This window comes from Paenibacillus qinlingensis (assembly GCF_013204845.1).
Taxonomy (GTDB): domain Bacteria; phylum Bacillota; class Bacilli; order Paenibacillales; family NBRC-103111; genus Paenibacillus_E; species Paenibacillus_E qinlingensis.
In genome coordinates this window covers 148256-168085 of the sequence record NZ_JABMKY010000008.1, presented here as the reverse complement: position 1 = coordinate 168085, position 19830 = coordinate 148256, and the positions used below count along the sequence as shown (strand labels likewise).

Annotated in this window: 18 protein-coding genes and 2 pseudogenes; all 20 read left to right on the top strand. The window is 42.8% G+C overall.

Annotated elements, in window-relative coordinates; all coding sequences use genetic code 11:
• Positions 1 to 5 precede the first annotated feature (5 nt).
• The 20 genes and pseudogenes from HQN88_RS16960 to HQN88_RS16870 all read left to right on the top strand — a co-directional run bounded on the left by HQN88_RS16960 (position 6) and on the right by HQN88_RS16870 (position 19684).
• Entirely contained in the window at positions 6 to 1352 is a 1347-nt protein-coding gene (locus HQN88_RS16960) for an aminoglycoside phosphotransferase family protein (RefSeq protein WP_173114366.1), read from the top strand.
• Between the two features lie 365 nt (positions 1353 to 1717).
• Positions 1718 to 3142, top strand: coding sequence for a DHA2 family efflux MFS transporter permease subunit (locus HQN88_RS16955; protein ID WP_173114363.1), 1425 nt, complete (start codon positions 1718 to 1720; stop codon positions 3140 to 3142).
• Positions 3143 to 3282: 140 nt separating this feature from the next.
• Positions 3283 to 3408 carry a hypothetical protein gene (locus HQN88_RS38100; protein ID WP_274319524.1) on the top strand — a complete coding sequence of 42 codons (126 nt, stop codon included), beginning with the start codon at positions 3283 to 3285 and terminating at the stop codon, positions 3406 to 3408.
• 1045 nt (positions 3409 to 4453) lie between these two features.
• Positions 4454 to 4792, top strand: coding sequence for a metal-sensitive transcriptional regulator (locus tag HQN88_RS16950; protein ID WP_173114360.1), 339 nt, complete (start codon positions 4454 to 4456; stop codon positions 4790 to 4792).
• Between the two features lie 175 nt (positions 4793 to 4967).
• Positions 4968 to 5251: pseudogene (locus tag HQN88_RS16945) on the top strand (metal-sensing transcriptional repressor).
• Positions 5252 to 5413: 162 nt separating this feature from the next.
• Complete coding sequence (locus HQN88_RS16940) at positions 5414 to 5614, top strand: copper ion binding protein (RefSeq protein ID WP_173114357.1); 201 nt, start codon at positions 5414 to 5416, stop codon at positions 5612 to 5614.
• Between the two features lie 111 nt (positions 5615 to 5725).
• A complete protein-coding gene (locus tag HQN88_RS16935; protein ID WP_173114354.1) occupies positions 5726 to 8143 on the top strand; it encodes a heavy metal translocating P-type ATPase in 2418 nt (805 codons plus the stop codon).
• A gap of 79 nt (positions 8144 to 8222) precedes the next feature.
• Positions 8223 to 9659 (top strand): multicopper oxidase family protein, encoded by a 1437-nt coding sequence (locus HQN88_RS16930; protein WP_420794179.1) that lies wholly within the window; start codon positions 8223 to 8225, stop codon positions 9657 to 9659.
• A 141-nt stretch (positions 9660 to 9800) separates the two neighbouring features.
• Positions 9801 to 10036, top strand: a pseudogene (locus HQN88_RS16925) (ferredoxin).
• Between the two features lie 93 nt (positions 10037 to 10129).
• Positions 10130 to 10333 (top strand): cation transporter, encoded by a 204-nt coding sequence (locus HQN88_RS16920; protein ID WP_173114348.1) that lies wholly within the window; start codon positions 10130 to 10132, stop codon positions 10331 to 10333.
• Positions 10334 to 10464: 131 nt separating this feature from the next.
• Positions 10465 to 11085, top strand: a complete 621-nt coding sequence (locus HQN88_RS16915) for an NAD(P)/FAD-dependent oxidoreductase (protein ID WP_173114345.1) — start codon at positions 10465 to 10467, stop codon at positions 11083 to 11085.
• A 14-nt stretch (positions 11086 to 11099) separates the two neighbouring features.
• Entirely contained in the window at positions 11100 to 11354 is a 255-nt protein-coding gene (locus HQN88_RS16910) for a glutaredoxin family protein (protein ID WP_173114342.1), read from the top strand.
• A gap of 100 nt (positions 11355 to 11454) precedes the next feature.
• A complete protein-coding gene (locus HQN88_RS16905) occupies positions 11455 to 11625 on the top strand; it encodes a hypothetical protein (protein ID WP_173114339.1) in 171 nt (56 codons plus the stop codon).
• Positions 11626 to 12150: 525 nt separating this feature from the next.
• Complete coding sequence (locus HQN88_RS16900; protein ID WP_173114336.1) at positions 12151 to 12324, top strand: hypothetical protein; 174 nt, start codon at positions 12151 to 12153, stop codon at positions 12322 to 12324.
• Between the two features lie 987 nt (positions 12325 to 13311).
• On the top strand, positions 13312 to 14883 hold the full coding sequence (locus HQN88_RS16895) for a spore germination protein (protein ID WP_173114333.1): 1572 nt from the start codon (positions 13312 to 13314) through the stop codon (positions 14881 to 14883).
• A gap of 8 nt (positions 14884 to 14891) precedes the next feature.
• A complete protein-coding gene (locus HQN88_RS16890; protein ID WP_173114331.1) occupies positions 14892 to 16064 on the top strand; it encodes a Ger(x)C family spore germination protein in 1173 nt (390 codons plus the stop codon).
• Entirely contained in the window at positions 16061 to 16285 is a 225-nt protein-coding gene (locus HQN88_RS16885; RefSeq protein ID WP_173114328.1) for a hypothetical protein, read from the top strand. Before HQN88_RS16890 ends, HQN88_RS16885 begins: the two co-directional genes overlap by 4 nt.
• Positions 16286 to 16299: 14 nt before the next feature.
• Positions 16300 to 17373 carry a GerAB/ArcD/ProY family transporter gene (locus HQN88_RS16880; protein ID WP_173114325.1) on the top strand — a complete coding sequence of 358 codons (1074 nt, stop codon included), beginning with the start codon at positions 16300 to 16302 and terminating at the stop codon, positions 17371 to 17373.
• A gap of 378 nt (positions 17374 to 17751) precedes the next feature.
• Positions 17752 to 19275, top strand: coding sequence for a DHA2 family efflux MFS transporter permease subunit (locus HQN88_RS16875; RefSeq protein WP_246320284.1), 1524 nt, complete (start codon positions 17752 to 17754; stop codon positions 19273 to 19275).
• Between the two features lie 211 nt (positions 19276 to 19486).
• Positions 19487 to 19684 carry a DinB family protein gene (locus tag HQN88_RS16870; RefSeq protein WP_173114322.1) on the top strand — a complete coding sequence of 66 codons (198 nt, stop codon included), beginning with the start codon at positions 19487 to 19489 and terminating at the stop codon, positions 19682 to 19684.
• The last annotated feature ends 146 nt before the right edge of the window (positions 19685 to 19830 follow it).

Here is a 19830-nt window from a genome sequence, read left to right as displayed (position 1 = left end):
AGAATATGAACAATTTAAATGGAAATGAAATTGAATGTGTTATATATGGACTGCTCCGTAATCCCTCTACTGGTAGTCTTCTAACGGTAAAACAGTCTGTCAATGAAGGTTGGAGCATACCTACTCTTTTTGCAAAGAAGCGAGAGGAGCTCACTCCAAGCTTGGTAACGCGTGAGATGTCCCAATTACTCGGGCGTCCAGTCTTAGCATACCGTTATTTACGAATTCAGAACAATAATCACAGTGGTAGGAAAGAAGCATTCTTCGAGTTGATAAGCTTGCAATCATCAATGGACGACCTCAAACCAAATGAAAAATGGAGTGGAGTCGAGCAATTATCGGGTATGCAGTCGGATCAATACGGAATTATTAATGAATACTCTCTAGAGGCTGAAAGCGAGTATGTGCCGAAGTACCGTCAGCCTTGGGAGCATAGTGGATGGTACTCTAAAGCCACGTCATGGATCGAGGATTCGCTTCAGCGACTTGGTTTCCAACTTACTGAACCTCCCGAACAGGTTAAGTGGTGGAGTCTCTCCTGCGTACTGCGGCTCATCACGACTCACGGAATCGTATATTTTAAAACTAACGCTAAACAGCCTTTGTTTACTCAAGAGGCAGCTTTCCTTACTTACTTGGCAGGAATACTTCCCGATAGTGTACCGAATATATTAGCATCTGAACCTGATGAGGGGTGGATGCTTCTTGCTGATGCAGGAGAAAAACTAAGCTCGGATGCCACAGTGGAGCTAAGAATCAAGCTGTTACGAACATTTGGTAAAATTCAACTTGAAATGGTATCCCGCACCGCAGAGTTAATACAACTGGGATGCGCGAATCGAAAACCCGAGAAGCTTCTTCCTCTGGTTGATCTTCTTTTGGATGACGAGCTTGTTGTTTCTAAGCTTACATCGGAAGAGATCGGAGATCTTCGCAGGCAACTTCCTGCGATTTCAGAAATGTGCAAGCGAATTTCGACATATGATGTACCCTCTACGCTTGTCCACGGCGACTTACATATGGGGAATGTGGCAAGCAGTAATGGGCGCATTATCTTTTTCGACTGGACTGATGCGTGTGTCGCTCATCCTTTCATGGATATGATCCTTATCTATCAGGAAAAGGATCCTTCGATTCGAACTCGGCTGCGCGATGCATATTTGGAGCTATGGACAGGATTTGAATCGACGAAAAGGTTGCAGGAGTTGTGGTCCTTGTGCGAGGTCGTTCATGCAATTTATCACACGGTAAGTTATCAATCAATATTGCGGCATACCGAGGTAAGATCTCGGGGGGAGTTGGGCCGCGTTCCGTCTTTTTATCTCCGAAGTGTTCTTCGCTATCTCAAATAAGGGCTTGATTTAATGATGGATCGGTTGGAATAGAACTTATGGTTTCTCTATAATTAGAAAACCCATACCATTGAGTTAACGGATAACGATAGCTAATAGATATCAGGAGAAGGCTGCCGACAGTATAAAACGGCAGCCTTCTTGCTAACGGGCAGCATTCCTATTATGAGGACATCCTAAATCGGGACCGTTTGGCTACCAATAAACAGCGTTGTAACGAGCATTTTCTTAGTTAAGTATTAAATTCTTCAGCAACAGAGGAGAATATGACATTTCTTACTTGACAAATAGGGTAGGGGGCTATGCTATAATTGCATCGACACAAATATTTTTAATAATTGGTTATCATAAGGAGGAAGAAAATCATGAAAAATCAAGCACAGGCTTTACCGCAAGCAGATCCCAAGCGCTGGATGGCGCTGGCCTTACTATGCCTTGCCAATTTTATGGTGATCATGGACACATCCATTATCGGCGTTGCACTGCCAGCTATCAAAGGAGCCCTCGGTTATTCGCAGGCAAGTTTGCAGTGGGTTTTCAATGCGTATGTCATTTTCTTTGGCGGGTTACTGTTGCTCGGTGGCCGATTGTCCGATCTATTTGGCCAGCGACGAATATTCATGTGGGGATTTTCCGTTCTGACGCTTGCCTCTTTACTGGCAGGTCTCGCATGGAACGAGGAGTCGCTTAATGTGGGCCGCGCCTTGCAAGGGTTAGGTTCCGCATTAATAGCCCCATCCGCATTAACGATTGTCATGATTCTCTTCGGCGGCAACCCCAAAGAATTAGGGAAAGCATTAGGCCTCTGGGGCGCTTCAGCTGCTGCCGGCGGTTCGGCTGGCGTGTTTCTCGGTGGGGTCATTACCGAGTGGCTAAGTTGGCAGTGGACCTTTCTCATAAACGTACCTGTTGGTATTATTGCGTTGCTTCTGTCTCCTGGAGTTTTGGCAAAGGGAATGCGAAGAAAGGGCAGCATTGACGTGATTGGCTCTATCTTCGTCACAGCGGCCTTGGTGTTGGTGGTATATGGCATTGTTACTGCAGAACACAATGGATGGGGAGCGCCGTCCACGTTGTGGACACTTATTTCAGGAGTTGTGTTATTTATCCTGTTCCTAATCGTTCAGGCAACTAAAAAAGAGCCGCTTGTTCCACTGAAGATTTTTAAAGCGCCCAATCTGGCTGCAGGCAATATCGCGCTCATTATGCTGGCCAGTGGTTGGATTCCGCTATGGTATTTTCTCAATCTCTATATGCAGCAGGTTCTAAAGTTTTCTGCCTTCGCCGGCGGAGTCGGCTTGCTGCCGATAACGATTCTAATTGCTATCTTCATGATTTTGATCACCGGTAAATTAATCGGGAAATTCGGGATGAAAGCAAACCTAGTCATTGGATTGATTGCACTCGGAGGTTCAATGCTTCTGTTCGCTGGCAATACGCCGGTTGATGGGAACTACATCGCCAACGTGCTTCCAGCTTCCTTGCTTGGTGCGCTTGGCATGTCGCTTGCCTATATTCCGGCTACGATGTCCGCCATGTCGGGGGCTAAACCCGAAGAAGCAGGGCTTGCATCGGGTCTCGCCAATACGAGCTACCAGATTGGATCAGCTATCAGTTTGGCTATCATGGTTGCGATTGCGGGCTCAACAACTGCTTCCCAAACAGGTGTTGACCCGGTCACCGCGCTAAACGCAGGCTTTCATCAAGCGTTTTTGTGGTCCGGTATCGTTGCTTTTGCAGGTGCAGTTCTAGCGTTTCTGTTTATCCGTTCGCCTAAGAAGCAGGGGTGAACCAAGCAACACGGCAGTCATGTAACTTCAGAGACAAATCATCGTAGTTGACTGGAGCCCCATCAAATTAACAAACTTATATTTCTTTTGTATAGGGTAGGGTAGTATTCTATACCAATGGGAAAGGAGGGATTTTCCAAATGAGCGAAGAGACGATACATATGGAACAGGCGATAGAGCAAGATCCGGGCTACTGCTCTCAGGAGAAAGTGAGCGCAAGAGCTATCATTCCGATAAAGCCAAGAGCGGTCTGCTCAACCGATTGAATCGAATTTTGGAGAAACGAATTTGCTCGCATAAGATGTAGTTCTATAAGCAAAAAAATGAATCCGCCTTGCAGCGGATTCATTTTTTTGCTTATTAGAATTTAGATCATTCAGGAGGAACCCGTACTTCCTCCTGAATGATCTTTCCGGTAATTTGAATGTATGGAGCCGAACATCCTCAAGCGCATTTTTTTCAATGAACACGAGAAGTCTGCTCTTCCCGCTTGAAGTTTATCCGTTCCTGGTTGACGCCGGTTCGCTGTGTATTAGAATCAGTTTAACATATCCCAAATTAATGAGTAACGAGGAAGTTATGATTTAGTAAATTCAGTTAGATGGACCGCGGAGTGCTTGGAAACTGGCACGCTCCATGCGGAGCACGGGAAAAGCTGGAGATCACATCAAATGCTTACCTATTGCAACCTATAGTATTTACTCAATGAAAATGGCTTGGCCGGTACAAATATGTACGAATAAATTCAAAAAATTTAATCTGGTGAAAAAGTCTGTTCATATCCAAACCTGCCCAATTCCCATTTAGATGATAATAGAAACCTTATGCATACGTGCTTAGTCCTCCGCGCATACTAAGCCCAAGTTTGACAGGTGCAGTGAAACTGGCTGATCATCCTTAACAGATATACCACCACTTATTGGTAGGGTGATGGAAAATGAAATTGTGTTTATTCTTTTTGGACAAACAGTTCAAACGCTTCATTTCTCTCCACAGCAATAAGCGCCTCTTGCCTTCTCTCCGCCAAACACTGATGATATGTCAAACAGAACGAAGCCGCAGTTGCAGGAAATCGACTCAGATTGGTTCTGTGCTTTTCGAGCCTTTGTAAGAAGTAACGATCCTCATTTTCAGCTCAATGAGCTTGTGTTTAATATCCGCACATCCCTCTTGGAGCGATAAGGAGTTCTTCGTTGCTGATCCATCTTCTACTGGGAAATGCATTGCATAGTAGGACGGGCCTACACTATTAGCATTGCTCTTGACATACCTAAGGGGGGTATTCTATGATGGGTGTGAGGTGAGAACATTATGAAGGATCTAAAAGAGCACTTGCATGGGGTGGAAATCGAACAGGACTGCTGCACGGGTAATCGCAAGAGTCATCATTCCGATAAGGTAAAACACAACTTGATATCCCGTTTGAACAGAATCGAAGGCCAGGTCCGTGGTGTAAAAGCGATGATCGAAAAGGATACTTATTGCGATGATGTACTGAATCAGATTGCAGCAATTCAATCGGCTTTGAATGGAGTGGGCAAGCTTTTACTCGAAGGACACATGAAAACTTGCATTGTGGAACGTATTCAAGCGGGCGAACATGAAGTGATTGAGGAATTATTAATAACGGTCAATAAATTAATGAAATAATTGCGGAGCTCGATGTTTCTGAACTTGAAAGCCCACTTTAATGTGGACTTTCTTTGGTTTTAATATAGGCTAGATGGGTATTTTAAATAGGAACATACGTATGTATTAACGATATCGAAAGGAGAGTAAATATGTTACTAAACTTTGAGAGAACCACCCTTCTGAACAAGGTCCGTTGAACTGCTGCTCGCACGAAGAACATGAGCGAAATACTCAACATACCGACAAATCGAAAAGCAAATTAATCAGCCGTTCGAATCGGATCGAGGGTCAGGTTCGAGGACTTAAAGGAATGATCCAAAAGTGTAAGTACTGCGACGACGTGCTTAATTCTATTTCTTCCGTGCAATCGGCATCGAATGGCGTCGGAAAACTGTTGCTTGAATATCATTTGAAAGCTGTGTCGTCATACGGATCCAGGAGGGCGACACAGAAGTCTTAGCGGAGTTAATTATATAAACTGGTTAAGTAAATGGGACAATAAGTCTGAAATTATTATATAGGGAACAAGGTGAAAAAAAGAATTGACTTAATATAGGGTACGGGGGTATACTAAATAACAAGCGATTGAGATTGATTTCATACGAGCAGTTGAAGAGCAGATGAAGGAGATATGAGTAAATGACAAACATTACATTGGAAGTAGAAGGTATGAGTTGCCAACACTGCGTTAATTCCATTGAAGGGGCGCTGAAAGAAATCGGTGCCGCGGGCAAGGTTGATCTTAATAGTAACAGGGTGGCAGTGGATTACGACGAGAATCGAGTGACACTCGAAGCTATAAAAGAAGCGATTGAGGAGCAGGGCTACGAAGTGGTGTAATCGTGTAGGAATTAAGCGGGGAATTGTGGATCGTGCGTAGTTATAGCACGATCATAATTCGGAAGAAATTATACCCCCATATGGTATGCATAAAGAATGGAGTGAAAGGGCATGAGCCAAAATGAAGCAACCCTTCAAATATCAGGCATGACATGTGCGGCCTGCGCAACAAAAATTGAAAAAGGGCTGAAAAGACTTGAAGGTGTAGAAGAGGCAAACGTAAATTTTGCACTTGAAAGAACAACTGTAAAATATAATCCGGAAAAGACGGACGTAAGCAAGTTTAAGGAGAAAATCCAATCTCTTGGTTATCACACTATTAGCGAAAAAGCTGAATTCGATATAACGGGAATGACCTGTGCTGCTTGCGCGGCAAAAATCGAAAAACGACTAAACAAGTTTGATGGCGTTGATAAAGCAAACGTTAATTTCGCGTTGGAATCGGTCCTTGTTGAGTATAACCCGGATCAAGTCTCGATTACAGACATGAAAGAGGCCATTAAAAAACTAGGCTATGCCCTTGAACAAAAGAAAGAAAATGCCGGGGAACACGTTGACCACCGACAAAAGGAGATCGAAAAACAACAAGGAAAGTTTCTCTTCTCTGTCATTTTGTCATTCCCGTTACTGTGGGCAATGGTTAGTCACTTTACAATCACATCGTTTGTTTGGCTGCCTGACATGTTTATGAATCCATGGGTACAACTATCCCTCGCAACACCTGTTCAATTTATTGTTGGACGTCAGTTTTATGTAGGTGCTTATAAAGCGCTAAGAAATAAAAGCGCAAATATGGATGTACTCGTTGCACTAGGTACATCAGCTGCATACTTCTACAGTCTGTATCTAAGTTTTATGTCAATTGGCTCAAACTTTCAAATGGTTGAGCTCTATTATGAAACAAGTGCTGTTCTTATTACCTTAATTCTTTTAGGAAAACTGTTTGAAGCGAAGGCTAAAGGACGTTCGTCTGAGGCGATCAAGAAGTTGATGGGACTGCAAGCGAAAAATGCCACAGTCGTTCGTGATGGTCAAGAGATGATTATCCCAATCGAAGATGTTTTGGCGGGGGATATTGTATATGTGAAGCCAGGGGAAAAGGTGCCTGTTGATGGTGAGATTGTTGAGGGCAGGTCTGCACTTGATGAATCGATGCTAACGGGTGAAAGTATTCCGGTTGATAAGACGATTGGGGACAATGTTATTGGTTCAACGATCAATAAGAATGGTTTCCTGAAAGTCAAAGCAACAAAAGTTGGTAAAGATACGGCATTAGCTCAAATTATTAAGGTAGTTGAAGAGGCACAAGGCTCTAAAGCACCGATCCAACGTTTGGCGGACGTCATTTCAGGTATTTTTGTACCGATTGTAGTGGGTATAGCGATTATTACTTTCCTGGTGTGGTATTTCGCTGTAAATCCCGGCGATTTTTCAGGTGCTCTTGAGAAATTTATAGCCGTATTAGTTATCGCATGCCCTTGTTCACTTGGTCTTGCTACACCAACTTCTATCATGGCCGGTTCAGGTCGTGCAGCTGAATTTGGGATTTTGTTTAAAGGTGGAGAACACCTTGAAACAACTCATCGTTTAGATACGATTATCCTAGATAAAACAGGAACAGTTACAAACGGTAAGCCGTCTTTAACGGATGTTATTTTAACAAAAGGCATTGACCAAAATGAATTTCTTTCGCTTGTCGGTACGGCGGAAAGAAACTCTGAACATCCACTTGCAGAAGCGATTGTAGAAGGCATAAAGGAAAAAGGAATTAACCTAGGGTCGTCAGAAGCCTTCGAAGCCATACCTGGTTTCGGTATCCAGTCAACGGTGAATGGAAAGCAGTTATTTATCGGGACACGTAAACTTATGGCGAAATATAACGTTAATGTTCAAGATGTACTGGCGGTAATGGAAAGCTTGGAGAAGCAAGGGAAAACAGCAATGTTGGTAGCGATCGATGGGCGCTATGCAGGCATTGTTGCCGTGGCCGATACCATTAAGGCTACTTCGAAAGAGGCCATCGCCCGCTTACACAAAATGGGCTTGGAAGTAGTCATGATTACAGGGGATAATATCCAAACTGCAAAAGCAATTGCGGAACAGGTTGGAATTAAGAACGTCATTGCAGAAGTGTTGCCAGAAGGCAAGGCGGAAGAAGTGAAAAAGCTTCAGAAAGCCGGTAAAAGAGTCGCTATGGTAGGGGATGGAATTAACGATGCCCCTGCACTTGCAACAGCTGATATTGGGATGGCGATTGGTACAGGTACTGATGTGGCAATGGAAGCAGCGGACATTACCCTTATCCGCGGCGAATTGACAAGTATTGCAGATGCGATTTTCATGAGTAAGAAGACAATCATGAATATTAAGCAAAATCTATTCTGGGCGCTCGCTTACAATATATTGGGTGTTCCGATTGCTGCAGCAGGTTTTCTGGCACCATGGTTAGCAGGTGCAGCAATGGCATTTAGTTCTGTATCGGTTGTTCTCAACGCTCTACGACTACAGAGAATTAAACTAAAGGGGTAAGTTCAGAAAGGAGAAGGCACATATGAAACGAAGTATGATGGTTTGGGGTATTTCGGCAGTCGTGTACCTTGGGGTAGTTATGATTGGTTACAGTGTATACAGTAATAATACAAATAACTCTAATGGATCTATGAACATGCCGGGGATGGAACATTCCTCTATGAATATGAGCCACGAATCGGTGACAGAATTAAAAAGTAGTCTTGGGAAAAATGAGATGACTTTTCCAAAGGTACTAAAACCAGATTTCGAGGATAGCAATTCCATTTCATATACCATTCGAGCTCAGCAAGGTACTTTTGCCATATTTGATGGAATGAAAACACAGACTTTTGGTTATAACGGGGACTTTTTGGGACCTGTCATCAAGCTAAAAAAAGGAATGGAAGTCTCATTCCATTTAGTGAATGATTTAAAAGAAAATACTACTTTCCATTGGCATGGATTAGAGGTCCCAGGCGATGTAGACGGCGGTCCTGATAAAGTGTTAAAACCGAGCGAATCTAAAACCATTAAGTTTACTGTGAAACAGGATGCAGCTACTCTTTGGTTTCATCCGCATCCAATGCATGAAACAGCAGAACAAGTCTATAAAGGTTTAGCTGGGATGATTTATATTGATGACACGAACAGCGAAGAATTGAGTATTCCAAAAATGTATGGAGTAGATGATTTGCCAATTATTCTTCAAGATAAAACATTCACCGCTGATAAACAACTTGATTATGGTAAGGCGATGAATGAAGATGGAACGACGGGAGACACACTTTTGATTAATGGTGTTGTCGATCCAAAACTAACAATTGATCGTAAGAAAGTTCGCTTACGCATTCTGAACGGTTCTAACATGAGAACCTACAAGCTGCATTTTGATAATTATATGGAATTTCAACAGATTTCAAGTGATGGTGGTTTCTTAAATAAACCTAACACAACAAAAGAGATTGAAATTGCACCTTCTGAACGAGTTGAAGTGATTGCCGATTTAACAAAAGTGAATGGAAATCAAGTCACCCTTATTAATGAAGGCAACACAAAGGTACTGCCGATTCATTTGAATGAATCTCATGATCATTCCCAACAAACAATAGAAACTAATACATTAAACGATCTAGCCCTCACTGATGAAATTAAAAATAAAGAGGTTACAAAAACAATCAAGCTGGCTGGCATGGGCAATGGTGTAAGCATCAATGGTAAGAAGTTTGATGAAAATCGAATTGATTTTACTCAAAAACAAAACGAGACCGAAGTATGGGAAATTGAAAATGTAAAAGATTCAATGGGAGGCATGAATCATCCATTCCACATTCACGGGACACAATTCCAAGTGATATCCATTGATGGTGTGGCACCTCCTGAGAATTTATCAGGGTTGAAAGATACCATTTCTCTAAAACCTGGACAAAAAGCAAACATTGCCGTTAGGTTCTCGGAAAAAGGAATCTACATGTTCCATTGTCACATTTTGGAACATGAAGATAACGGTATGATGGGTCAAATTAAAGTGGATTAAATAATTTTCTCTGGAAGAAAAAGCGTCCATCTGATGGTTAACGCATTAACCATCAGACAGGAATTTTACACTATTCTTCGTCAACAAAATACCCTTCCATCGTATTGTATATGAAAGCTATAATTGAAAGCGAGAATTTAATTGCTTAAATATACTATTGTAGATAAAGAAACCAGTATTGCATACGGAGCTTGTGGAGCTACACCTCCAGATATATACGATTATGAAGATGAAGGCATTCCTTATGGAATAACCAAGGAACGATCGAAGTTCCGGAAATTCTGCAAGAAGAAATGATTGATACTTTTCAAGGGTGCCCAACAAATTCAATCAAGGTTGCAGACAATCCTTTTGATGGTGATCCTCTAAAACACTAGCAGCCTAAGTTCAGCAAATTCGTAGATTGGATTTATCTAGAGTAGTTGAAACATCTCGTAAGGTAAAGGAATTATTCAAGGAGGTGAAAACAGGTGAAAGAAACAACTGTAATAGTAAAAGGTATGTCCTGCGGTTCTTGTGTTCCCAAAATCGAAGTAGCAATTAAAGATATCGGCGCGGAGGGTCATGTTAATTTGGAGCAAGGTACGGTAGATGTCCGATTTGACGAAACTAAAATTCAAATTTCCGCAATTGAGGAAGCTATTAAGAATAGAGGGTACAACGTCGGCTCATAAAGTTATTGACATAATATGGAATGTATTTAAGGTGTGTCACTTCATCATCTATTGGCTGGTGCTGGTGATAATCATGCCTTACATTAAAAGCGTGAATTCGGCGTAGTTAATTTCGAAAAAGGAGAATGATCATGGGAGAAAAGACGAAACTGGCGGTATCACCTGCCATTCAAGTCGGGGGAAGTCTCTTTACACCGAAACAGCTTGCCAAGATCGGTACGGCAGCCGGTTCGGACGCCAAAATTGAAATGACCTCGTTCAAGCAACTTTATGTTGAAGTGCCTCTCGATAAGCGAGAGGCTGTCCAGGAGGAGCTGGAGAGCGCCGGACTGGAAGTGAACCCGGCCGGGTTTGCGACCAAGAGCCTGATTGCCTGCAATTTCTGCAAAGGTGCGGAAGAAGCCGGTCTGGAGACAGCTCGCATCTTGAATCAAGCGATTGCTGGCATAGATACACCCACGCCACTGAAGGTTGCCTACGCAGGCTGCGCGCTGGGCACGAGTGAACCTCTGCTGAAAGATATCGGCGTTGTTAAAATGCTAGACACGTTCGATATTTACGTCGGAGGAGAGCCCAAAGGAATCAAGGCCGCGATGGGGCGGCTGTTGATCACCGCCATAACGGAAGAACGGCTTGTTCCTGTCGTATCCACGCTGATCGATTTCTACAAGGAGCAAGCGAAGGGGAAAGAAAAGTTTAGCAAATTCGTGGACCGAATTACGATCGAGCAGTTAAAACAAATTGTTGCGTAAAGGAGCGAACTTTTATGCTGAAAATCGATTCGAAAACACCACTCCAAATTTACACGATTCCGACTTGCAGCGATTGTCAATTTGCCAAGCGCTACTTCAATGAGCATCAAATTCCCTACATTGACTTCAACTGCGAAGAAGATGTGAATTATGCAAAAGAAGTGCTGGATCTGACTGGCAAGCAGATCGTTCCGACCATTATCATTCAAGACAAGGTGTTCGTTGGTTTCGCTGAAAACTTGAAGGAGATAAGCGAGCTCCTGCAATAAACTTATGATCCGGTCAATCGACCGGGGATTTTTTTTATAATGATCTTAATAATGAAAGCCAGGTACGTAGAGAAAAGACTATGGTTCATGGAGGATAGCTATGAAAAAATGGAAAAGATTAGTTCGTACGCTACCACCGGTGAAGGCAGTTATAAAAGACAGTAGCGATGCTATTGAAATCTCTCCAAATTTATACTCCATAAAGCCCTTGTTTGGTTCCCTAGAAGACGAATTGGGAAAGAATATAATGTGGGATTTTAATAAATTCTAAAAAAAGGAGACATCCAGGGTCTATTTCGCATGCGAATACAAGGATATCTCACCGCATTCGTCGTGAATGTGAAGCGGATGGTCAAGCTAATAGAGCAAAAACAGCCCGCCCTCTGAGGATGAATGGACTGCTTTTTCATTAAACTCAAGACATTTTCCATTTCGAAGATCCACTTCATTCAAAAGTAGGGCTTTGTAGTGGTCTCTCTTTCGGAGGTCTCCTTTTCTACATATTGTCATGGGTACAAGCCCCATCTTCATTATTAAGAAACAGACCACCCTGCCTGCCGTTATTAATTCAATTCAAGACAACTCCTCCAAGCTTTGTATAACAGTAGGACCCCACTTTCGATCTCCGTCTCGCTTAAACCTCCAAATCCGATATAGATTTGAGGAAAACCCGAAATGTAAGTCCCAGCCTGCATTTCAAGCTGATCGTATACCCGAATGCTTTCATTAGCTGCTAATTGGACCAACTCTTTGGAAGAATGCTGCGTCTTGACGGTTATTTGGATGTGAAACCTCCATGCCAGTCTTTAGTACAAGCAGTCCAAGTACTGGTATTGTAGCTCAGTCGAACGATACACCTACCTCTGCTTCCGTCACAGAAGATTCCAAAACTCAGAAAACGGACCTTAAAGATAAGTTAACAGTTGTAGCCAAACGGATACCCGTGCAAAAGAGGCTGATCCAACTGTAAACAATCTTTATTCTTTCCTTACGGGGAAAAAGACCCCAAGCAAGGAGGACAAGGATAAAGTCGACTCGATACAGAACATCTTACAAGATGGGGCGCTCTTTATGCAACCCAATGTGCTTTCAAGTCTTCAAGGTACAACAAACAGTAAGGCTGCGAGTGGAAAGTCGTCATCCACATCTGATCTCTTAAACAGAGAATCATACTTACAGACTCTTCTTTCAACAATGTATGGGAATTCCGCAGTAACCGACCAAAGAACATTTGATGTAGATCTTAAACGCTAATTCTGTATTTTAAAGTTCAGAGATCTTCATTTTTGGCATTGAGACCGAAAGTAGCATGTCATTAGTGATTACATTCTACGTCAATCATTTTACAAATGATGTGCACTTACCTACTAGTCTAGTAGATAAACATTTACTTTATGAAAAAGGTATGTGTGGGTTAGCACTTGTCCTAATCCACACATACCTTTTTCCAAGGGGCAATACGCTATTCTATAATCCCGCGTGTTGGCACACTGATCTTTTTTCACTAAAAATAGCAATAAAAACTGTTGATTTATAGCAAAAAAAAGGCATTATAACCTAGGGAAGGGTAGTAATGTCTACTCAATCTCATAAACGCGCAGGGCTACTGTCCTCTTAGACATCTATTCCCCTCGCAGTGCGCCACATAAGAATGGAAATTAGATTCTTGATCGACTATATCCAGGATAATTCAATAACTTAGCGGTTTATTTCTCGTTTACAGTAAAATAATAATTCTCTAAATGGGTAGTGTTTGCACTTAGGGCAAAACAATCTAGCATTTTTTACACGCCTTGATACTTAGAATTATTTCTCAATGATAGCAGTAAATGAATACCATGTATTTATATGAAGTAAGAATTGTTTAGGATAATTTTGTAACTTTGTAACCATACTAAAGCCAGAGTAGCATGTACATAAATCCGCGTTTAACATAGGCGAAAGTCAGGTGCAGAATATGGGGATTTGGCGAAAGTGGCTTGGAAAAAACACATATAAAACAGCGAACCAACCAGCAGATTCCCAAAGCGTCCCAAGAATAATTTCGATTGATTTAACGGAAAATCATTCCTATTTAAAAGATGTTTTTGCAAACTGCTCTGACATTTCGTTCAAGGCAGTTTCCATAAAGCAGCAAACGAACGGGTTGCTGGTATACACGGAAGGCATCACCGATAAAAATATATTAAATGAACAGTTACTGCGTGTTTTGTTTTTAGAATTTGAAAATATGAACTTCACAGCTGATCCGAAAATGCTGGCTTATCAAGAAATACCGATTTCGGGATTAACATTGACGGAAACGCACTCCGAATTAATCAGCGCTGTTCTCGAGGGAAGTGTCGCGCTATTGATTGACGGGTACCAGCAAGCCTTGGTTGCTGATGTCAAAGGCGGTGAAAGAAGAGCAATCCAGGAACCTGTTACCGAGGGCGTTATTCGCGGACCGCGTGAAGGTTTTACAGAAAGTATCCAGACCAACATGGCACTAATCCGATTTAAACTAAAAACGCCGGAGTATAAAACCATTGCTTTTGTTATTGGAGAAAAAACCAAAACCAAAGTCATTTTAGCGTACATAGATAGCGTTGTCGATCCGAGCATCATCGACGAAGTGAAGTCCCGTCTTCAACGTATTCAGATTGACGCCATACTGGAGAGCGGTTATATAGAAGAATTCATTGTTGACAACCCTTACTCCCTGTTCCCTCAGTTGCAGTATAGCGAACGTCCCGACTCCGTGGTATCGCAGCTTCTGGAAGGACGGTTTGCCATCTTAACCGATGGAACACCTTTTGTGTTGACCGGGCCTGTGACGATATGGCAGTTTCTTCAAGCAAGCGAAGATTATTATGAATACTATTTTATCGCTAACCTCCTTCGATGGCTGCGGATCGGCTTTGTCTTTGTGACTTTGTTTTTGCCGTCGTTGTATGTAGCCGTTACGACCATTCATCAAGACATGCTGCCTACGCCATTAATATTAAGTATTGCAGCCGCAAGGGAATCGATTCCGTTTCCTGCTTTGGTGGAAGCGTTCATTATGGAAGTATCGTTTGAGGCTTTGCGAGAGGCAGGGGTGCGTTTGCCGAGAACGATCGGTCAAGCGGTAAGTATCCTAGGGGCGCTGGTGATCGGGCAGTCCGCGGTTCAAGCCGGAATTGTTTCAGCGCCTATGGTTATTATCGTATCGTTGACTGGAATTGCGTCATTTTGTATTCCCCGGTACAATTTATCCATTTCGCTGCGTCTTCTGCGCTTCCCAATGATGATAATGGCAGCCGTTTTTGGCCTCATAGGAATGGTCATCGGAACGCTTTTTATCCTTGTACACCTTTGCCAATTGCGTTCATTCGGCATACCGTATTTATCTGGTTTAGCTCCTTTTGATAAACAAGCATCCATGGATATTTTAGTAAGGAAACCTTGGTGGAACATGGTATACCGTCCGAATTTCTTATTTTCGGACAATCGTAAGCGGATGAAGGAACGGACGAAAGTTTCACCTGAACCGACAGAAAAATGGTGAGGTAGCTTATGACAAACAGGTTTCCTCTTTTTGTATCTATGTTAACCGTATCGCTGCTGCTGACAGGGTGCTGGGACCGGAAGGAAGTCAATGACATTGCCTTTATCACTTCGACCGCTGTTGACAAAAAAGAAGGGAAATACCAGGTTTCCAATATTATTGCTCTTCCGAGACGTTTGGGCAGTCCGGGCAATCCCGGAGGAGGCGGCCAACAACAAGCGTGGTTCGTATTATCCAAAACGGGTGAAACCATTCAAATCGTGAACCAACAAGAGCAGGAAAGCTATTCCCGTAGTTTATATTTGGCGCATCGACGCTCCATGCTGATCGGAGAACAAATGGCTAAAGAGGGAATTTCCCCGATTTTTGATGCGTTTGGTCGTGTGACGCAGCAGAGAATGACCACGTTGGTGATCATTGCAATAGGGGAGGCGCGCAACGTGTTGACTGTCAATGTTCCCAGCGAGCAGTTGTCCTCTGAGCATATTCGAGAGTTGATATTGCTTTCGAGGAAAACTCCCCAAAATATTAAGCATGTATTGAATATCTTGTTAACGGATGGAATTGATTTGACTCTTCCGACTGTTGATATTGTAAAATCGGATCCGTCGGTCAAATCCTCCTCCGATTTAATTAGAATTCACGGATTAGCTGTATTTCGCAAAGATAAACTGACTGGATATCTGTCTGGGGAAGACGCACAGCTGTTATTATTGGCCATGAATCAGGCAAAATTGCCGCTGCTTGAGCTAAATGCGCCGAATAGCAAAGGGAAATTGGTAGTCCGTTTGGAACGCAGCGAAGTTCGGGCTTTACCCGTTATTCGAGGTGAAGAAATTACGCTCCGACTGGAAATACGATCGTATGGGATGATATTGGAGAATGAATCGAATTATATGATCAACACAGATTCAGGTTTGTTGAAGGTCCAACAAATGTTAAACGAAAAAATTAAGAAACGAACCGAAGAAATTATTAAGGATTTGCAAAATAAATACCATAGCGACCCGATCGGAATTGGACAAATCATTTCTGAAAAAAACTTAAAAGAATGGAAAAAGATTCGCAACCGCTGGCGTGATGTGTATCCAAAAATCCATGTCGAGGTAATTTCAAACGTTCACGTCGAACATATAGGCATAGTCGGTGCTCCGTTGGGCAGAAAGGATGTGGAACAATGACTTATATGCTCTTCCCTTTTTTAGGGTTATGGATAGTTTTGTTTGCTCTTAATTGGAAGTCGCTGAAAAAAGCGCATCCTGTCAATCTGTACCTGGCAATGGCATTGTTTGGGCTTAGTTCAGCGATTCATTGTTATTTGATGTACGCCAGACAACTGTTTCATCCGGTCGTATGGTTGGAACAATGGTTGAGGCCGATGAATCCTATGTTTTTTAAATAAGGAGAGAAGTACGCATGGAGAAAATATCCGAACGCCAACTGGTTCTCATAGGGAGCGTGTACACATTTGCCTCAACCATTCTTCATATGAATTGCCAGGTAGTAGGCTATGCCGAACGGCAGGTTTGGCTTGCCGGTCTGTTGGCGGCTGGGGCTGTCAGTGTTTCCATATGGCTGATAGCAGGGGTCATGTCCCGATTTCCCGGTCAGGATTTATTTCAAGTGTTGATTGGTCGATTTCCGATTTGGGGACGCACCATATCAATGCTCTACATCTTGTTCTTCTTTTTTATTTTCACGATTGATCTACGAACCGTAGTCGATATGATGAATATATTATGGCTCCCCCGTACGCCAGAAACTGTAATTGCTCTACTTGTAGTGATTACTACGATTGTTATTGTTCGCGGGGGCGGAGAAGTCGTTGGGAGACTTACAGAACTGTTCGGACCGCTTAACATTATCGTCATTTTTAGTCTGCCGTTTCTTATATTTGTAGATTTCCATATGTCTTACATTCGTCCTGTATTCGATACAGAATTTATGGAGGTTCTTAAAGGCAGTTGGATTTACTATGGGAGCATGGGACATATTATCGCCATGCCATTCCTTTGTTCCGGTCACACATTTCGCTTTCGCCATGGAATGTTAAGTTTATCTATTGCCGGCTTAGTGATCATCGTACTCTCGATGAATGAGTTGATCGTTTTGGGAGCGCCCGTTATGTCGCGTTCTCTTTTTTGCAGCTATGAGTTGATTCGTCAAGTTCAGTTGACCGATTTGATGGATCGGTTTGAAATTCCCCTTGTCAGCGTATGGGTTCCTGTTATGCTGATAAAAACCTCCTACAGTTTATACATGGTGTGCCATGGGCTTCGTCGCCTCACGCCACATATATCGGGTCAGTTGTCCGTCGCTCCTGTAGGCTTGTTCGCTTTAGCCTGCTCGCTTTGGTTTTTCCAAAATTACATTCAATTGTTGAATTTCAATAAAACTATGCCCATGATATCCATCCTTTTCGAGCTGATGCTGCCACTGCTCCTCTATTTTATATTAAAGCCCCCAAAAAGACCCCTTTCAGCAACTTGAAGCGTTTCCCACTTCTTATTAAGATTTCGTAAGAATGGAATTATTATATTTACGCGATTTAGAAGAATGAGCTGATAACGAAGGGAAATGTGCTGCAAGAGGGAACCGAATAAAAATGTGTACACCATCACGGACAAAGGGAAAATCCAATTAAGAGTCTATTTATTAAGTCATGTGGAGTCCGGTAGTGTGAAATCTGATTTTTTTATGAGTCTTTATTTTGGTCAGCATGTTGGCTATGGCAAAGTGCTGTCCTGGCTAACACATCCTGCTCAATTTGCATCCAAATCTGGATCAAGGAATATCAGGCGAAGCTGGATGTAATTCGCGAAGGTATAGCTAGCATTCAACAATGCCAACAAGAGGAGAGTGATTAGATTGAACGGATCAAGTTCCAACAAGAAACTGATTATTTTAGCCATGGCGCTAGGATTATTGATGTCATCGCTGGATAACACGATTGTAGCTTCTTGCATCAGTAAATTAAGTGAGGATTTCAACATTTTTGATAAAATTAGCTGGGTGTTCACCGCCTATATGCTGGCAGCGACGAGCACGATGTTAGTATTCGGGAAAATGTCTGATTTATTCGGCAGAAAAATGTTTTACATGATTGGAATTTGCATGTTTCTAATCGGTTCCGCCTTGTGTGGTGTATCTCAGAGTGTCGATCAGTTGATCTGGTCTCGGGTCATTCAGGGCATAGGCTCAGGAGCCTTATTCCCGATTAGTTTTACGATTATTTATACGATTTTTAGCGATCCTAAGGATGCCGCCAAAATGTCAGGGGTTTTCGGAGCGATCTTCGGCATTTCCTCTGTAGCTGGACCTCAATTGGGCAGTTTTATTGCTGAACACCTAGGCTGGAGATGGAATTTCTATATCAATGTACCGATCGGGTTGGCATCCATGATTGTTCTGATGATTTCGCTCAAAGAGACGCGCTCGGAGCATAGGCCAAAAATCGATTATCTGGGGACGATCTTCCTCGTCATCACTACGGTATCCTTAATGCTGGCGCTGGAGTGGGGCGGCAAGGATTATGAGTGGAGCTCCTGGCAGGAAATCAGCTTATTCGCTGTATCAGTAATCTTTGGAGCTCTGTTTATTATGATCGAACGGCATGCTTCCGAGCCTGTACTTCCGCTGAGCATCTTCAAAAATAAAATGGTTCTCGGAACCAGCATCATCGTTTTCTGCCAAGGTGTGCTGATGTTTTCAGCCATCACGTACCTCCCGATCTTTACAGTTGCCGTGTTAGGCCATGAAAATTCGAATGGCGTACTGACGCCAATGATGGCTTCCTTAATAGCCGGTGCGATCCTTTTCGGCTTCTTGCAAACGAAATTTGCTTTCCGCACGCTGATGCTTGTCAGTATGTCGATGACGATTATCGTTGCGTGGCTGCTGAGTATTGTGAGTAGCGATGCTTCCAGCGGGTATATGATCCTCCTCATGATTTTGCTCGGTTTGGGAGCGATTGGACCGCTAATGAGTGTCGCGCAAAGTTCGATTGCCTCGAATGTTGATCCCAAATATATGGGCGTCAGCTCCTCGATCGTTGGCTTTTGGCGCAGTATTGGCGGTATCATGGGCGCTTCCATTATGGCGACGATTGTGAACAACAATCTCCATCAATTGATCACCGATGGTGCAGCCAAAGCGGGGATTCCTGCAGATAGAATTAGTATGCTAGCGAATCCAGAGCTGCTCATACGAGCAGAAGGGACGATCTCGCCAGAGATTCGCAAATTTCTGCAGACTGCGCTGGCAACAGCCATTAATCACGGTTTTATTCTTAGCATCTGCGTTGGCATCGTGGGCTTCATCGCGGCGCTATTCGTGGGATCGAGCCGGCTTGAGGGAAGCAAGAAGCAGCAGACCAGCGCTGTGCATGTGTAATTTAAAAATCACTTTTTTGATCAATTATAAGTTTGGATTCAGACATTTTATATCCTTTATTTTTTGAATGATGACGGAATATGACAATATTCGATGCAACACTAAAGGTATATGACATGTGATTAATTTAGCATACTTTGTTTTCTCGAATACTTCAGGAAGCACGGACCGTGCTGGGAGTACAACCTAACAAGGAGGCAGACCTCGATGATTGAATAATTATTGGAAACTTGGAACATTCACAATCGAATTAACTTGTTTTTTTAAGCCTCATCCTGTGGCATTTCTCGGGTATCTCATCTCTCATGAATCTCATCATCGTGGACAAATCGCTTTGTTAGCCAAGCAGTTGGGCTTTCCGCTGAACAAAAAAACGGCATTTGGTGTATGGGAATGGGGCGTGCGATAAACTAATGGCAGGTTAGTCTTCTAAAACATTATCTGAAAAATCAGGGATAAAAAAGTCGCATTAAATATATGGGATCACGAACAGCAACAGCGGACACGGATCCATCTGATGAGCAAGAATGGGAAGACGTTTCACGGGCTGTTGTC

Excerpts from the sequence above, each read along its gene's own strand:
- HQN88_RS16960 (WP_173114366.1), top strand. The coding sequence starts at position 6 with ATGAACAATTTAAATGGAAATGAAATTGAATGTGTTATATATGGACTG.
- HQN88_RS16955 (WP_173114363.1), top strand. The coding sequence starts at position 1,718 with ATGAAAAATCAAGCACAGGCTTTACCGCAAGCAGATCCCAAGCGCTGG.
- HQN88_RS38100 (WP_274319524.1), top strand. The coding sequence starts at position 3,283 with ATGAGCGAAGAGACGATACATATGGAACAGGCGATAGAGCAAGATCCG.
- HQN88_RS16950 (WP_173114360.1), top strand. The coding sequence starts at position 4,454 with ATGAAGGATCTAAAAGAGCACTTGCATGGGGTGGAAATCGAACAGGAC.
- HQN88_RS16940 (WP_173114357.1), top strand. The coding sequence starts at position 5,414 with ATGACAAACATTACATTGGAAGTAGAAGGTATGAGTTGCCAACACTGC.
- HQN88_RS16935 (WP_173114354.1), top strand. The coding sequence starts at position 5,726 with ATGAGCCAAAATGAAGCAACCCTTCAAATATCAGGCATGACATGTGCG.
- HQN88_RS16930 (WP_420794179.1), top strand. The coding sequence starts at position 8,223 with ATGATTGGTTACAGTGTATACAGTAATAATACAAATAACTCTAATGGA.
- HQN88_RS16915 (WP_173114345.1), top strand. The coding sequence starts at position 10,465 with ATGGGAGAAAAGACGAAACTGGCGGTATCACCTGCCATTCAAGTCGGG.
- HQN88_RS16910 (WP_173114342.1), top strand. The coding sequence starts at position 11,100 with ATGCTGAAAATCGATTCGAAAACACCACTCCAAATTTACACGATTCCG.
- HQN88_RS16905 (WP_173114339.1), top strand. The coding sequence starts at position 11,455 with ATGAAAAAATGGAAAAGATTAGTTCGTACGCTACCACCGGTGAAGGCA.
- HQN88_RS16900 (WP_173114336.1), top strand. The coding sequence starts at position 12,151 with ATGCCAGTCTTTAGTACAAGCAGTCCAAGTACTGGTATTGTAGCTCAG.
- HQN88_RS16895 (WP_173114333.1), top strand. The coding sequence starts at position 13,312 with ATGGGGATTTGGCGAAAGTGGCTTGGAAAAAACACATATAAAACAGCG.
- HQN88_RS16890 (WP_173114331.1), top strand. The coding sequence starts at position 14,892 with ATGACAAACAGGTTTCCTCTTTTTGTATCTATGTTAACCGTATCGCTG.
- HQN88_RS16885 (WP_173114328.1), top strand. The coding sequence starts at position 16,061 with ATGACTTATATGCTCTTCCCTTTTTTAGGGTTATGGATAGTTTTGTTT.
- HQN88_RS16880 (WP_173114325.1), top strand. The coding sequence starts at position 16,300 with ATGGAGAAAATATCCGAACGCCAACTGGTTCTCATAGGGAGCGTGTAC.